The sequence below is a fragment of the Staphylococcus sp. GDY8P45P genome (genome assembly GCF_017892745.1).
Classification (GTDB): Bacteria; Bacillota; Bacilli; order Staphylococcales; family Staphylococcaceae; genus Staphylococcus; species Staphylococcus cohnii.
The window spans coordinates 183,876-200,014 of record NZ_JAESLS010000004.1 but is presented as its reverse complement, the minus strand read 5'-3'; the positions used below and the strand labels follow the sequence as shown (position 1 = coordinate 200,014).

Below are 16,139 nucleotides of genomic sequence, written 5' to 3'. Positions count from 1 at the left end.
ATGAAGTATTGTAGTAATTGTGGTGCTGAAATTAAACCTGGTCAACGCGTCTGTACCCAATGTGGGACGCCTATTCAACAAAGAGCAACTAATCAATCACCTAACCATAAATCAAAATGGCCTCTATTTATTATTATTGCAGTGATATTAGTCATTATTATCGCTTTGTTTGTGGCTTATAAAATAATAGACGCGCAACTATCACCTACAAAACAAGCAGAAACCATTGCTAAAGATTTAAAAAACAAAGATACAGATCGTCTAGCTAGCCATTTAAAATCAAATGGTGAAGCTATTTCTAAAGATGAAGCTAAGGCTATTTATAAATATATTGACGAAACTGATAGCGTAGATCGTGTTGCTGACGAACTACAAAGTAGTGCAAAAAATATCAAAGAAAACAAATTAAACGAACAAACTGTCACTGTTGGCGATACTTCTCTAATCAATATCACCGAAGATGGGAAAAAATGGGGTATATTTAAAAATTACATTTTTAATGTTAATGAGGAACCTGTTTCTATTACTTCAGAAGAAGACACGACACTATCTTACAAACTTAATGACAAAACAACGCAAGTTAAGTTAAAACAAGGTAAGACGAAAACACTTGATGATTTTCCAATCGGCATATATGACTTAAAAGCAACGCAAAAGGTTGATAACAAAAAATTCGATGGTGTCATTCATATCGATATGTCAGAAAGTAATAGTGCAGATCTGCAATTCAAACAAAAACGTTTTACAGTTAGTATCGATTCATCTTTTGCAGATTCCGATTCACTTAAACTTTATATAAATGGTAATGAACAATCAGATTTTGATGAATATGAATCTGTCACTTACGGCCCTTATGCACCTGATGAAAAAGTCGAAGTTTATGCTACCACTGAAGTTGAGGGTAAACAATTCAAATCTAGTGTAGAAAATGTTTCAAGTCCAAATGATGATGAAGATGAAATTGACGTAGCTTTAACATTTGACGATGATGCAATAAGCGATTATGAAGATAAAATGATTGAAAAAGAAGCAGATTCTGATGACGACGATGATAGTACTTCCAATTCTGATGAAAAAGTAACACGTGATAATGTTATTGATAAAGTTGAATCTTATGAAGGGAGTACTTTGGATACAGATAATTATACTTATAAAGAACCCGAAAAAACTGGAGACGGTTGGGGATTCTCCTTCACAGATAAAGACGGAGAGTTAGCAGGTTCTTATAAAATTGATGAGGATGGTTACGTTACTGAATATGACGAAGACGGTGAAGAAGTCGATTCAGGATATTAACAAACCACAAATAGTAATCCAACTTGTTACTTGAAACGTGGCCATTACATTGCATAATTACTTAAACACACTATTTAAAGGAGTGGGATTGAAATCTAATTTTATTAAAAAGATTTCTGTCCCACTCCTTAATTTATATCTTTGTTAAAGTAAAACAAAATATCACCAAATGCATCACCTCAGTCTAAATGATGATGTTATATTTTAAAAAATTAAGTAATATATATGAAAGACTATTAAAACAAGCAATGTTTATACTACTAGAGTTGGGTAATTTAAAAGTAAGCAATTAATATCTAAATATATTTGAAGGTGAAAAAATGGCTAATAATAACTCTTTCAATGATTATCCTAAAATTTTAAAAATTGAAGATGATGGAAAAATTATTGCGTTAGACAAATATGGGAACGTTAATACGGATTTAAATATTCATACTGTGAATGACCAGCAACAACAAGATACCTTCGGAACGATCTTATACAATCCCTATCGTCGTACTGAAAAAAATAGCGAATCTTATAATGACAATAAGTACAATGATTACAAGTCAGAAACAAGCTACAATCAACGAGATCGCGAACGTGAGTTGCAGTTATTAGAAGAAAATAAAAAATCAAAACGCAAACAATTTTGGCTAGGTTTAGGTATGGTGGTTTTATTAGTTATCATTGTCATCTTTGCAGTTAGTACTTTTATGAATGGTGGCAATGATGATCAACAAACTGCAAATGAATCAAGTGAACAATCCACCGCCAATCAAAATCAATCGAATGATACTCAAGGCGATAATGTCAATTTCGAACGTCAGAACAATCAAGTTAAAGATGATATACAATCATTAAAAACAGATATTTCAAACTCTAATGAAGTAACAGATTCTAAATTACAAGCATTACAAGATAAGATTGATAGTTTAAAACAAGAAGCTGATTCTAATAAAACAAATCATTTAGCTGATAAATATCAAACTACGATAGATGATTTAAAACAGGCAAAAACCGAAAAAGATAATGGTAATACTGATAAAATGCAAGAAGAATTGGATAAAGTAAATAGTAAGCTAGATGATATAAAATCTAAATTTTCTTCTTTGTTTAATAAAGATGAAGAAGCAAATAATGATAACGCTGAAAGTTAGCATGTAAAATTAATATATGTTTTCAAAAAATATAAAATATAGATGATACTCTCAAAATAAAAACTGTCGACTAAGGTCTCACCTTGTCGACAGTTTTTTATTTATGTTCACCTACTGTCTGACATGTCTATCTGTTACCTTAATCTCTCGTTTCCCTAGCTTTTTATTAGTTATAAAACTATTAAATATATATCTTTTTATAAACACCCTCATTTCTATTTAACTTTATTAACGTTTGAAAATATACTTTCCACAATTCAAACATAAAATTATTGAAGTTCGATTATTAATTGAAAAAAATTTTCATTCAAACTAATTTAATAAATTACACGAATTATAAAAAGCCATAAAACTCCTGATTTCCAGCAATATGTAGCATATTCAAATTGATATTTCGCAGTTATATAGATATTACAATTTTACGAACTATTATATGTAAGCGTATACAATTCAGAATATTCATGCTATTATCTTATCAACTTAAACAAATGTTTAATTTGTAAACTTAAGTTTAATTTTGCATAAAGGAGGTTGCCATATGAATAAAAATGAACAAGCAGTTTTAAATCGTATTCAGGAGAATCCATTCATTTCACAACAAGAATTAGCACAGTCCATTGGATTATCTAGGCCAGCAGTTGCAAATATTATATCCGGACTTATTCGTAAAGAATATGTTTTAGGAAAAGCATATGTTTTAAATGAAGATTATCCAATTGTGTGCATTGGTGCTGCGAACTTAGACAGAAAATTTTATGTTCATAGCGACTTACAATTAGAAACGTCTAATCCTGTTACCTCAACGAGATCTATAGGTGGTGTTGCGCGCAACATTGCTGAGAATCTAGGCCGTATGGGAGAAACAGTCGCATTTTTATCTGTGAGTGGCAATGATAGTGAGTGGGATATGATTCACAAATTATCAACCCCATTCATGAATTTAGACCACGTTCAACAAATTGAAAATGCAAACACTGGTTCCTATACTGCATTAATCAATAGCGACGGTAATATGGAATATGGCTTAGCAGATATGGAGGTCTATGATTATATCACTCCAGAATTTTTAATTAAGCGTACACACTTATTAATAAAAGCAAAATGTATCATCGCAGACCTCAATATTTCAAAAAGTGCAATGGATTTTTTATGTGCCTATTCAGAAAAACATAGTATTAAATTAATAGTGATTCCAGTTTCATCCCCAAAAATGAAAAACATGCCTGATTCGTTACATGCTATCGATTGGCTCATTATCAATAGAGATGAAACAGAAACTTATTTAAATATGAACATACAAGACACTGATGATTTGCGTAAAGCTGCACAGAAATGGAATCAGTTGGGTGTTTCAAATGTCGTTATTACAAACGGTGTAAAAGAACTTATTTTTAGAAATAATGACGAAGAAGTAATTAAACCTGTCATACCTTCTAAGCATGTCGTTGACGTAACAGGTGCTGGTGACGCTTTCTCTAGTGCAGTCATTTTCAGTTGGTTAAATGATCTAGATACCGAAAGCATACTGACAGCAGGCATGATTAATTCTCGTAAAACAATTGAAACAGAATATACAGTGAGGCAAAACTTAGATAAAAAACAATTATTTAGAGATTTGGAGGACTATAAAAATGAAGCAATATATTGAATTTTCCACAGAAGTAGCACAAGCTAAAGCAGACAAGAAGCCCATCGTAGCCTTAGAATCAACAATTATTTCACATGGTATGCCATACCCGCAAAATGTAAAAATGGCTACGACTGTTGAAAATATCATACGTGAATATGGCGCTATTCCAGCAACAATTGCATTAATTGATGGAAAGATTAAAATTGGACTGGAAAATGATGAACTAGAATTACTTGCTAAAAGTGATAATGTCGCAAAAGTTTCACGTCGTGATTTTGCAGAAGTACTCGCTACTAAACAGATTGGCGCAACTACTGTTGCATCAACAATGATGAGTGCAGAATTAGCAGAAATTCAATTCTTTGTAACTGGTGGTATTGGTGGTGTACATAGGGGCGTTGAAAACACTATGGATATCTCAGCAGACTTAGAAGAATTAGGTAAAACAAATGTAACAGTAATATGTGCAGGTGCTAAATCTATTCTAGATTTACCAAAAACAATGGAATATCTTGAAACAAAAGGTGTACCAGTAATTGGTTACCAAACAGATGAATTACCAGCGTTCTTCACAAGACAAAGTGGTATTAAATTAAACAGTTCTTCTGAAAACCCAGACAACATCGCACATATTTGTAAAATTAAAAATGATTTAAATATTGAAGGCGGTATTGTCATCGCTAATCCAGTTCCGAAAGAAAATGAACTACCAAAATCATATATTGACGGCATTATTGAAGAAGCAGTTAAAGAAGCAGAAACGCAAGGTATTAGTGGTAAAGATTCTACGCCATTTTTACTCAGTAAAATTGTCGAAAAGTCTGAAGGCAAGAGTTTAAATACAAATATCAAACTAGTTGAAAACAATGCGGTACTTGGAGCTAAAATTGCAGTTGCTTTCAATAAATTGTAGGTGATACTTATGTCAATCATATTTGCCATTACTGGTATACTTTTTGCGTTATTCATCGCTTTTTTATTTAGCTATAACAGAAAGGCGATTGATTTCAAAAAACCAGTAATTATGTTAATCGTTCAAATCGTCATTGTATTATTCATGATGAATACGACTATTGGTTTAACGATATTAACAACACTAGGTTCATTTTTTGAAGAATTAATCAATATTAGTAAAGCTGGTATCGAGTTTGTCTTCGGCGGTTTACAAAACAAAGGTGCTTCAACTTTCTTTATTACAGTGTTACTACCTTTAGTATTTATTTCAGTACTAATCGGTGTATTAAACTATTTTAAAATTCTTCCGTTTATCATTAAATATGTTGGTATTATTATCAATAAAATCACACGTATGGGCCGTCTCGAAAGTTACTTTGCAATCTCAACGTCGATGTTAGGACAGCCAGAAGTTTATTTAACTATTAAAGAAATGATTCCTAAATTATCTAAAGAGAAATTATATACAATTACCACTTCTGGTATGAGTGCAGTCAGTATGGCTATGTTAGGTTCATATATGCAAATGATTGAACCTAAATATGTTGTTACTGCCGTTATGCTCAATATTTTCAGTGCATTAATTATCGCAAGTGTCATCAATCCATATCAATCAGATGATAGTGATGTTGAGATTTCCAACTCATCCACAGTTAAAAGCAATTCAAATAGTGATGAAACAAAGCCGAAAAAGGTTCCATTTTTCCAAATGATTGGTGATAGTGCTACGGATGGTTTTAAAATTGCCGTAAGTGTTGCTATTATGTTACTTGCATTTATCTCTTTGATGGAAGCAGTCACAGTGTTATTTAATTTTGTTGGTTTAGATTTCAAACAATTAATCGGCTTTATTTTTGCACCGATTGCTTTTATTATAGGTGTACCTTGGAACGAAGCAGTTCAAGCTGGATCACTGATGGCAACTAAATTAATCACTAATGAATTTGTTGCTATGTTAGACTTCCAAAAATTAGCTGGAGATTTAACACAACGTACACAAGGTATCATTTCTGTCTATCTTGTTAGTTTTGCTAATTTTGGTACTGTGGGCATTATCGTTGGTGCTATCAAAGGATTTAGTGATACACAAGGTAATAAGGTGGCTTCGTTTGCCCTACGCTTGCTGCTAGGTTCTACACTTGCTTCAATTATTTCAGCATCAATAGTTGGTTTAGTATTATAGTATTTTTTAAAAAAGTATGTACAGAAATCAAATTCACTTAAAATGATTTCGTCGTCCATTCCAGTAATTAAATAATAAAAGGCTGAGACAATTAAATTTGTCTCAGCCTCTTTCAATATTTATTAGTTAAAGAAACCTAAGATGAAGTCAGCGCCTTTAGCTAATGCGTCCGCAATGCTAGTTCCCATTGTCACCCAGTCAGCACTTAAACCTGCTTTTACAGCTTCACTGATTGCGTTTACGAAATCAGACATTTAACACACCTCATTCCTCGATATATTATTTGTTAAAGGTTGATTACCTTTAACTAAATTATAATAAAAAATATTAATATTGTTGTAAATATTTCTTAATTTGTAGTTTTTTATACCTAAGTGTTATTACAATACTTAATTTTTACAATTAATGTTTCCTAGTTGTCATTCAGTGATAAAGTTTTATATTATTTTTATAACGACAGAAATGATGAGTCTGAGACATAAATCCTAGAAAAATAGCACTCAGATGATTTAATTCAATTCATCTGAGGGCTTCTTTTTTTATTCAATACTTCGTATTGTTGGCTCTCTTTCTTAAGGGACAGTTTCAGTCTATAGTCTTCAGCTTGCCCTGTTACCTCAAGCGTCTCGCCAAAACACAACGTATTCAAATATCTTTATGACAAATGCCTTTCTAATCGCTGAACTTGATCTTGATCTAAAGCTTCGAATACTTCATTATCTACAATTACATCAACATGAGGGTGTTGATGTAATATAGACGCTGGTAATGCTTCAGATATATCCCCCTCTATTAATTGTGAAATGGCTTCTTTTTTATTTCTGCCCATCGCTAACAAAATAATACGTTTCGCACGCATAATGGATGCCAGTCCCATAGAAATTGCTTGCTTAGGAACATCTTCTATTGAATCAAAATAACGACTATTTGCATTAATCGTTGAAGAAGATAAATCTACAACTCTTGTGACACTTTCAAACGACGAACCAGGCTCATTAAATCCTATATGGCCGTTTTCACCTATACCTAAAATTTGTATATCTGCAGGGCCTTTATCTTTTAAATATTGTTCATACATTAAGCATTCTTGTTCTAAATTATCGGTATCTCCTTGTGGTATAAATATATTTTCTTTATGCCACGTTTGATGATGTTTAAATAACTGTTGGTACATATATGCGTGATAACTTTGTTCATTGTCTGCGCTTAAACCCACATATTCATCCAAATTGAATGTCACTATTTGATCTAGTTGCAAATTATTATTATTGATTAATGTTTTTAAATACTTGTAAACATCTGTCATAGTATTTCCTGTAGCAAGCCCCAATACTGAATCCGGTTTTAATTTCATTTGTTTTAACAGTTCAATCGCAACATATTGACTTGCAAGTTGTCGATTCTCCAAATTTAAAATATACATATACTCACCAATCACTTTCTACATATTACTTTTGTTTAATGATAAATTGAATATTTTATAAATTACACTTGCTCGCTTTCTAGCAATTCTTCTACTTCATTTTTTATCGTTGTAACATGTGGCCCATAAACAATTTGTACACCATTACCTTTCTGAATAATACCTCTAGCTTCGGTAGAATTAAGCACTTGTTTATTGACAGGTTCATCCGACTTTAACGTCACTCTTAGTCTTGTAGCACAACAATCGACAATATCTATATTTTCTTTACCGCCTAAACCCTTGATGATTGTTTTAGCACGTTCTGTCGTTTCAACGGTTTCTGTAGTTGCTTCCGCTTCTCTACCAGGTGTTTTAAAATTGAATTTTTTAATTAAAAAGCTAAAAATAACATAATATAAAATAAACCAAAGGATGCCAATTGGTATCACCCATAAAAAATTCGTCTTAGCATTACCTTGCAAAACGCCGAATAATAAAAAGTCTATAAATCCACCACTGAATGTTTGACCTATCGTAATATTAAATATGTCCGCCATCATAAAAGCTAAACCATCTAAAAATGCATGTATCACATATAAAACAGGTGCAACAAATAAAAAGCTGAACTCTAGCGGTTCTGTAATACCTGTTAAAAATGAAGTTAAAGCAGCCGATAACATTAAACCGCCAACGACTTTTTTATGTTGCGGTTTAGCAGTATGATAAATTGCTAAAGCTGCACCACATAGGCCAAACATCATTGTAATAAATCGCCCTGACATATAACGCGAAACACCTGAATAGTATTTCGTTACATCTGGATCACCTAGTTGAGCAAAGAAAATATTTTGAGTACCTTGAACAAGATGACCTTTGACTTCTAATGAGCCACCTAATGCAGTTTGCCAAAACGGTAAATAGAAAATGTGATGTAAACCAAATGGTCCCAACAGTCTTAATATAAATCCAAAGAAAAAAGTACCAATGACACCCGTTTTATCTACGATACCTCCAACGCCAAATATCCATCCTTGCACTGTAGGCCAAACAAAGAACATGATAACCCCGAGTATGATTGCAGAGATTGCTGTAATAATTGGCACAAAACGAGATCCTCCAAAGAATCCTAAATACGACGGAAGTGATATCTTGTGATATTTATTATGTAAGAGCGCTGTCATAACACCTGTTATAATTCCCCCAAACACGCCCGTTTCTACTGTTTGAATTCCAAGAACCATAATTTGTCCTTCTTCTGCCAAATTGCCTTTTGCTAACGTATCTGTAATGATCAACAACCCATTCATCGAAGCGTTCATAATCAGGAATCCTAGCATTGCTGCTAATCCTGCAGTACCTTTATCACTTCTAGCTAATCCTATAGCAACACCTATAGCAAAAATTACTGGTAAATTTTGAAATACAATATTACCTGCAGATGACATAAGGACAAATATATTCTGTAATAAAGTAATATCCAACACAGGATATGCTTTAATTGTATTCGGATTACTTAATGCGCCACCGATTCCCAACAATAATCCAGCTGCTGGTAATATAGCGATAGGCAACATAAATGATTTACCAAATTGTTGCGCCTTTTCAAACAACTTACTCATAGTCATCAACCTCCTAATTACCATAAATATACAATCAAAGAAAATATTAATCAATATAAATTACCATTATGAAAAACTTTTTCATAAAATAGATAACTATTTTTATTTTAAATACAAAAAACCTCACAAAGTCACTTTACTTTGTGAGGTTCTATATTTATTCAATTATGATATGACGCTAAAAAATATCTCCTAATGTTCCAGCCATAATTGCTTTGATTGAATGTAATCTATTTTCCGCTTGTTCAAATATAACAGCATGTTCACCTTTAAATACATCATCTGTTATCTCCATTTCAGTTAATCCATGGGTCTTATAAATTTGTTGTCCCACTTTTGTATGCACATCATGAAAAGCTGGCAAACAATGTAATACAATAACATCCGGATTCATTGTATTGACAAGCATAGCTTCATTAATTTGATATGGAAGTAATTTTTCAATACGCTGTGTTTGAACTGATTCATCTTCTCCCATTGAAAACCAAACATCTGTATATATTGCATCTGTTTTATAAACTGCTTGTTGAATATTATCAGTAATTAAAATATTACTATGAGATTGTGTTGCATAATTTTTAGCGAGTTGCTGAATATCTTGATCAGGCTGTAGCGATTGAGGGGCTGCAATATGGATATTCATACCTAATATTGCACCGGTAACTAATAAATCATGCGCCACATTATTTCTTGCATCACCGACATAAGTCAGTGTCTTACCTTGTAATGTACCTAGGTGTTCTTTTAATGTATAAAAGTCTGCAATCATTTGAGTAGGATGCCATTCGTTTGTTAAACCATTCCATACTGGAACTTTGGCATGTTGCGCTATACTTTCTACATCTTTTTGATAAAAACCTCTAAATTCAATACCATCATACATACTACCTAATACTTTTGCCGTATCCTCTGTTGATTCTTTGACACCTAAGTGAATTTCACCTTGACCAAAATAATCTGGAAATGCACCTAAATCATTAGCTGCTACGCTAAATGCTGAACGTGTTCTTGTAGATGGTTTTTCAAATAATAAAGCAATATTCTTACCTTTAAGATAAGGGTGTGGAATACCACGCTTTTTCTTTTCTTTTAATTCTCCGGTAAAGTCAATCAATGTTACTAGTTCATCTGCAGTAAAGTCACTCGTTTTCAAAAAGCTCTTACCTTTTAACAATGCTAGTTTTTTTAAATCTGTTGTGTACGCCCCAATTTCATCACTCCAATATTTTTATAAGATTTATATACATATTAAACTTAAATAGAGTTATTTTCAAGTATAAATATACCTTTTTTTGTATATTTTTAAATATTTTATAAAATCAACAACGTGTAAGCTACTTTGAAAACATATTTATATACAATCACGACCTTATTTGCAACGGTTAAGCAAGCAAAATTTCTGACAATAAACAACGTGGCAATCATTTAACTAAGTTGTGCTTTCTTACACTATATTTTAATGATATATAGTAAATTAATGATGTAATCGCTAGCTCATTGGAGGTGAATATATATGTTAGATTTACTATTTGCCACTATTAAGCAAATTGCTGCTCATTTTGTTTCTGGTGGTTTCCAAGAAAAATAATTCCCTTTATCCCACATCATCTCAAAATCATTGCATAATCATCCTTTAAAAATGAATAAAAATAGGCATACAATATCAAAATCCATCATTTTGAAACTGTATGCCCGTTTTTTATTATTTACTAATTTCAAATTCATACTATTAGGTATATCATGCACTAAACCAAGTACTTACTTTTTCATAGCTTCTATATAGATTATTTACGCTATGATGCAAAATTTTCAGTTTTCCTACGTTCTCTTTCTTCTGGGGTTTTTAAAAAACGTGTCATGATTGCACTAGCAACATATAATCCAAAAATTAAGTACATCATGCCTTTCACACCAATACTGTCATAAAACAATGCCACTAATCCTGGTCCTGCAAATACACAAAGTCCAGCTCCTAAATTTAAAATTGCCATTGCAGGCCCTTTATCTCCATCATGAACTAATGAAGGAACAAGCGCAGAAATAGGGACAAAGCCTGCTAAACACATTCCCCATAAAAATCCTACAGCACCGACAATAAAGACATTACCTGTAAATAATTCAGGGACAAAATACAACCCTAACGTAAATATCGCGCATCCCACACCACCAATATAGGAAATTGTATTTTTCCAGCCAATTTTATCACTCAACGCACCAAAAATTAGATTGAAAGTAATATTAGCAATAAAAATTGTCCCCCAAATATTTAACCAAGTTGTAGTTGCAATACCTTTGGAAGCTAAATAAATCGGCAAGAATAATGGAAAAGCATACTGCGCTGCTTGGTTAATGACTCTAACAACACATGCCACTGCAACACGCGGTTCTCTTTTTAGTATCGTTATACCTGCAAGCACCTCACTAAAGTGTTCTTTAAAGCTGTGGCCTTTTTCTTCAATAATAAACTGATCTCTATTTACAAACACTGCTAAAAATGTTCCTATTAACACCCAAATGATCGCAGTCCATAATGTAAAGAAATGTCCAAATAACTGAATCGCAAATGAAGAATAAAATGATCCTAGAACACTAAGCCCTCCTGTAAACACAAACCAAAACCATCCTACTGCAGCTCCTAAACGTTTTTGCGGAGAGCGATAAGCAACCCAAACCAAAAAAGAATAAGCAAATAACGGATAGCCAAAACCTCTTATTGCATAAGAAGGAATCATGATATTGTAATTCATCGTTGGAATTGCCAAACCAACGAATATTGCATGACCTATGATATATAACCCAGTTCCTAACAGCATTACTTTTCTTGGACCAATAATTTCTACCAAGACACCTGATAACCAAGAACCAATGGCTATCGTCACACCATAGCACGTTGTCAAAATCGCTGTTTGTTGTACGGACAGACCATGATCATGTAAATAAGGACTAATCCATGCTAACTCCAGACCATCCCCCATCATAAATATTAATACACCAACATATCCCCAAAATAACGTTGGAGGCATGCCCATTTTAGTTAATTTATCACTCATATTACGCACTCCTTATAAATCAATCGTTAATATTAGAATTGATTTAAATATTTTCTTCCAATTTTTGTGACTATCGTTTTGTAAACGCTTTCAAATATTATCATTATATTATTATATTTTTTCTAATAACGCAAATTTATTTTCGTTTATTTTCGTTTTAAGACATAAATGAATAAAATCAATAAATATAGGCTGTTAAAGTTAAAGAAAGAATATTTGCATAACACTTAATTTTTTAAAATTAAAAATATATTTTTTATACATGATTGAAAATTTATTTGTAAACGTTTACAATGAAAGTTATTTAAACATCATATGACTAGATGATTATTAAATTTTTATGAGGGAGTTTTATATAAAATGATGTTATTAGTTGCTTTCAGTGCAGTAATCGTACCTTTTTTATTTCTCGTACTCTTACGTATGTCTGCTTTAAAAGGAATGATTATTAGCGCTATCGTTGTTACAATCTTAGGGATATTTGTATGGGGGATGCAAGGTAATGTCGTTATTGCTTCAATACTTCAAGGTACACATAAAACATTAACGATACTTTACATTTTATTCGGGGCACTCGTTTTACTTAATACATTACGTCAGACAGGTGCCGTAAACCGTATAAATGCAGGATTCAAAAAAATTTCACCAGATATGCGTGTCCAAGTAATTATTGTCGCTTTCTTATTTGGTTCACTTATTGAAGGTGCTTCAGGTTTTGGTACACCAGCAATGGTTACGGCACCTTTAATGGTTGCTTTAGGTTTTAGACCTATGATTGCTGTTGTTACAGCTTTAATTGCCGACAGTATTGCCGTGTCTTTCGGAGCTGTAGGTACACCAGTTATTGTTGGATTGAGTACTTTAAAAGAAGCAAATCAATCTTTTTTCCAGTCTACAGCTGAACAAATAACTGTATTAGATTTATTAAGTGGTATTTTCATACCTATTATCGTAATCGCTACAATGGTGATTTTCTTTGGAAAAAACAAGAAACTAAAATCTATTATTGAAATTTTACCGTGGCTAGCTTTAATAGGTATTGTATATGCCGTGTCTGCCTTTGTATATGCACATGTATTCGGTGCAGAATTTGTCGCTATATTAGGATCATTAACTGGACTTGTAGTAGCAGTCTTAACTGCAAGTAAGGGGTGGCTATTACCTAAAACAGTGTGGAGAGATGGCTTAGATGACACATACGAAGCAGATAGTACGGAACATTCTATGAGTTTACTAACTGCTTGGGCACCTTATGTAATGGTTGTTATCTTACTTCTATTAACGAGAACCGTGCCAAGTATTGAATACTTCACAACACATGTCCTTGATTTTTCTTGGAATAATATTTTGAATTTCTCTGAAATATCATCTGAATGGCAATTTCTTTATTCACCTGGGACGATTTTATTATTATCTGCAGTTTTCGCAATTATAGTTCAAAGAAAATCTATTAAGGATTTTGGTAATGCAAGTTTAACGTCTCTATCCACAATAAAAATCACTGGTATTACACTTATTGCTACGCTCGCTATGGTGCATGTTTTTATTAACTCTGGTATGAATGCACATGATTTAATTAGTATGCCAGAATACATCGCCAAAAATATGGCCAACACTTTAGGTCCTATTTGGCTATTTGTTGCACCATTCTTAGGTGCTTTAGGCTCATTTATTACAGGTAGTGCAACTGTTTCAACGTTGACCTTCTCGCCTATTCAATTAAATATCGCCAACTCTATTGGTGGAGATCCATTTATTGTATTAGCTGCACAAATCATTGGCGCAGCTGCTGGTAATATGATTTGTGTGCACAATGTAGTAGCAGTGTGTGCAGTGGTTAATATGCCAGGCAAAGAAGGTAGTGTCATAAGAAAAACATTAGGCCCTGCACTTCTGTATTGTATTTTAGTTGGTATTAGTGCTTATATTATCTCATTATTATTCACTTAGTATAAGCAAGTCTGATATACAAACATCTTGAACTAACAAATCGGAGTGAAATATTGAAATCTAATTGATTTAAAACCATTTTGTCATCCTACTCTGACAAAAAGGCTGAGACAAGTTGAATTGTCTCAGCCTTTTCTTTTTATGAAATTTTATCAATCGCTATATTACTATATACACATATCAAATACCATTTCTAGTTTAACTTTATTTAGTTTGCAGCTCTTAAAGTGTTAATAATAAGAAAATGTTTATAATCGTAGACAAATCCTATAACGAACATAAGCGAAATATGTACTGCAGTATATATTTTAAAAAATTTAAGTTGTAGTAGATAGCGTTAAATGGCTTCTGAAAATAGGCTTTATTGTTACTTAAAGCGTATTATTTCATATAAAATTCTTATTATTATCATATTGATTATTATTTTGATAAAGTACAAGTAAATTATTTCTTATATTTATATGTTAAACATGAGGATTGGGTGGGGTTCGTTTATGAAAATTGAAAACATTAAATTATTCACTTCAGAGTTTGAAGAGACATTCCAATTTTATGAAGAAATTTTAGAATGTCCTGTTCGTATGATTAGTCGGGAAGCTTTTACAGTTGAAATTGGAGAGACTCATTTGTGTTTTCAACAAACAGACGATGATGTCCAACCATTTTACCACTTTGCAATTGACATTCCATACAACCATTTTTATGACATGAAACAGCATTATCAAAATATATTATTTTTATTGATGGAAGATGGTAAACATACGACTTATTTCGAATCTTTTGTTGCACATTCATTTTACTTTCAAGATCCATCTGGGAATGTCGTTGAACTCATTGCACGCATTTCTAATATTACGGATGACCCTGAATTTTCAAGAATTAGTGAGATTGGGTTCGTTTGTAATGAAACGACGGAAGTCTTTGAAGCATTATCAAAGTATCATTTAAATACATATGAAAATCAAACATTTGTACCAGATGATTTAAATTTTATCGGCGATCATTATGATGACAGTTTTATTTTACTGACGCCGGAAGATAATAAATGGCTATTCTCTGATCAATTTTCTGAAGCCCATCCCATGTGCATTCAAACAAATGAATTTAAGTTAACCTTAGATAACCAAGCTCAGTGGCATTTAAATGAACTATAAAAAATAATAAGCACACAATATCAATTTACAAGTTTTGATACTGTGTGCTTATTTTTTTATTACTGTTATATTATGGTTGATACTACGTTTATCGTAACTTTTGATATAATCCGTATTCCAAATACATTTATTCTTTAACTTGTGATTTGTCGCTGACAAATTTCTTTAAAGTTTTATTTAAGCCATCTTTCGCTTCTTGATCATAACCATAGCTACCATCTTCGTTTTGTGTGATGTGCTTATCTAATATAAATCTACCTTTATGAATTGTATCTGCACCTAGTTCTTTGATCACTGGATCAAGACTGTATTGGATTGCCAATACATGCGCAAATGTGCCACCTAAAGCTAATGGTAGTACTGTTTTACCAGTAAATGCTCCACGTGGTAATAAGTCTAAATATGTTTTTACGATACCTGAGTAAGCTGCTTTAAATACTGGAGATACTATAATAATACCATCTGCATCTTCTATCGTTTTATGCGTAGTATTTATTGATTCATTAGAGAAATCTGCAGTAATTAAAGCCTCAGCATCTAATTGATGTACATGAATGACATTTGTTTCGATGCCCTCAGCATTCAAATATGATTCCGCATAATCTATAATACCTGTGAGTCTTGATTTAAGTTTATTGCCGCCAGCAATAATTGCTACTTTTGCCAATATGATTATCCCCTTTCTATATAAAATTTTCATATATATAACTGTCATTTTCATTCTTAACTATTTAAAAAATATATGAAAAAACAAAATAA

13 protein-coding genes are annotated in these 16,139 nt (G+C 32.2%); 7 read left to right on the top strand and 6 right to left on the bottom strand.

Annotated features, from left to right (window positions below; genetic code table 11):
• From KA873_RS01170 to KA873_RS01150, 5 genes are all read left to right on the top strand, one after another.
• Positions 1-1,296, top strand: coding sequence for a TcaA second domain-containing protein (locus KA873_RS01170; protein ID WP_145372890.1), 1,296 nt, complete (start codon positions 1-3; stop codon positions 1,294-1,296).
• A gap of 320 nt (positions 1,297-1,616) precedes the next feature.
• On the top strand, positions 1,617-2,435 hold the full coding sequence (locus KA873_RS01165) for a hypothetical protein (RefSeq protein WP_107504516.1): 819 nt from the start codon (positions 1,617-1,619) through the stop codon (positions 2,433-2,435).
• A gap of 538 nt (positions 2,436-2,973) precedes the next feature.
• The gene (locus KA873_RS01160) at positions 2,974-4,083 is read left to right on the top strand and encodes a carbohydrate kinase (RefSeq protein WP_107505238.1); all 1,110 of its coding nucleotides are present in this window, start codon (positions 2,974-2,976) and stop codon (positions 4,081-4,083) included.
• Complete coding sequence (locus tag KA873_RS01155) at positions 4,067-4,978, top strand: pseudouridine-5'-phosphate glycosidase (RefSeq protein ID WP_107505239.1); 912 nt, start codon at positions 4,067-4,069, stop codon at positions 4,976-4,978. The genes KA873_RS01160 and KA873_RS01155 overlap by 17 nt, the downstream gene beginning before the upstream one ends.
• Before the next feature lie 9 nt (positions 4,979-4,987).
• On the top strand, positions 4,988-6,202 hold the full coding sequence (locus tag KA873_RS01150) for a NupC/NupG family nucleoside CNT transporter (RefSeq protein WP_107505240.1): 1,215 nt from the start codon (positions 4,988-4,990) through the stop codon (positions 6,200-6,202).
• Between the two features lie 122 nt (positions 6,203-6,324).
• Here KA873_RS01150 and KA873_RS01145 read toward each other — a convergent pair whose 3' ends face one another.
• The 5 genes from KA873_RS01145 to KA873_RS01125 all read right to left on the bottom strand — a co-directional run bounded on the left by KA873_RS01145 (position 6,325) and on the right by KA873_RS01125 (position 12,276).
• On the bottom strand, positions 6,325-6,456 hold the full coding sequence (locus KA873_RS01145; RefSeq protein ID WP_019469020.1) for a beta-class phenol-soluble modulin: 132 nt from the start codon (positions 6,454-6,456) through the stop codon (positions 6,325-6,327).
• 401 nt (positions 6,457-6,857) lie between these two features.
• Positions 6,858-7,625 carry a glucosamine-6-phosphate deaminase gene (nagB, locus tag KA873_RS01140; RefSeq protein ID WP_107505241.1) on the bottom strand — a complete coding sequence of 256 codons (768 nt, stop codon included), beginning with the start codon at positions 7,623-7,625 and terminating at the stop codon, positions 6,858-6,860.
• Positions 7,626-7,687: 62 nt separating this feature from the next.
• Positions 7,688-9,226, bottom strand: a complete 1,539-nt coding sequence (locus KA873_RS01135) for a PTS transporter subunit EIIC (RefSeq protein WP_107505242.1) — start codon at positions 9,224-9,226, stop codon at positions 7,688-7,690.
• Positions 9,227-9,404: 178 nt separating this feature from the next.
• Entirely contained in the window at positions 9,405-10,436 is a 1,032-nt protein-coding gene (gene argF, locus KA873_RS01130; protein WP_181187390.1) for an ornithine carbamoyltransferase, read from the bottom strand.
• Between the two features lie 583 nt (positions 10,437-11,019).
• Entirely contained in the window at positions 11,020-12,276 is a 1,257-nt protein-coding gene (locus KA873_RS01125) for an MFS transporter (protein ID WP_210140143.1), read from the bottom strand.
• Between the two features lie 360 nt (positions 12,277-12,636).
• On the opposite strand from KA873_RS01125, the gene KA873_RS01120 reads away from it, so the two are divergent.
• Positions 12,637-14,226 carry an L-lactate permease gene (locus tag KA873_RS01120; protein ID WP_107505419.1) on the top strand — a complete coding sequence of 530 codons (1,590 nt, stop codon included), beginning with the start codon at positions 12,637-12,639 and terminating at the stop codon, positions 14,224-14,226.
• A 494-nt stretch (positions 14,227-14,720) separates the two neighbouring features.
• A complete protein-coding gene (locus KA873_RS01115) occupies positions 14,721-15,380 on the top strand; it encodes a hypothetical protein (protein ID WP_107504476.1) in 660 nt (219 codons plus the stop codon).
• 127 nt (positions 15,381-15,507) lie between these two features.
• Here KA873_RS01115 and ssuE read toward each other — a convergent pair whose 3' ends face one another.
• The gene (ssuE, locus tag KA873_RS01110) at positions 15,508-16,047 is read right to left on the bottom strand and encodes an NADPH-dependent FMN reductase (RefSeq protein ID WP_019469028.1); all 540 of its coding nucleotides are present in this window, start codon (positions 16,045-16,047) and stop codon (positions 15,508-15,510) included.
• Positions 16,048-16,139: the final 92 nt, after the last annotated feature.

What these genes read in the sequence shown, in the direction of transcription:
- KA873_RS01145 (WP_019469020.1), bottom strand. Translation starts at nt 6,456, where the DNA reads ATGTCTGATTTCGTAAACGCAATCAGTGAAGCTGTAAAAGCAGGTTTA.
- KA873_RS01155 (WP_107505239.1), top strand. Translation starts at nt 4,067, where the DNA reads ATGAAGCAATATATTGAATTTTCCACAGAAGTAGCACAAGCTAAAGCA.
- KA873_RS01160 (WP_107505238.1), top strand. Translation starts at nt 2,974, where the DNA reads ATGAATAAAAATGAACAAGCAGTTTTAAATCGTATTCAGGAGAATCCA.
- KA873_RS01165 (WP_107504516.1), top strand. Translation starts at nt 1,617, where the DNA reads ATGGCTAATAATAACTCTTTCAATGATTATCCTAAAATTTTAAAAATT.
- KA873_RS01135 (WP_107505242.1), bottom strand. Translation starts at nt 9,226, where the DNA reads ATGAGTAAGTTGTTTGAAAAGGCGCAACAATTTGGTAAATCATTTATG.
- nagB (WP_107505241.1), bottom strand. Translation starts at nt 7,625, where the DNA reads ATGTATATTTTAAATTTGGAGAATCGACAACTTGCAAGTCAATATGTT.
- KA873_RS01150 (WP_107505240.1), top strand. Translation starts at nt 4,988, where the DNA reads ATGTCAATCATATTTGCCATTACTGGTATACTTTTTGCGTTATTCATC.
- KA873_RS01125 (WP_210140143.1), bottom strand. Translation starts at nt 12,276, where the DNA reads ATGAGTGATAAATTAACTAAAATGGGCATGCCTCCAACGTTATTTTGG.
- KA873_RS01120 (WP_107505419.1), top strand. Translation starts at nt 12,637, where the DNA reads ATGATGTTATTAGTTGCTTTCAGTGCAGTAATCGTACCTTTTTTATTT.
- KA873_RS01115 (WP_107504476.1), top strand. Translation starts at nt 14,721, where the DNA reads ATGAAAATTGAAAACATTAAATTATTCACTTCAGAGTTTGAAGAGACA.
- KA873_RS01170 (WP_145372890.1), top strand. Translation starts at nt 1, where the DNA reads ATGAAGTATTGTAGTAATTGTGGTGCTGAAATTAAACCTGGTCAACGC.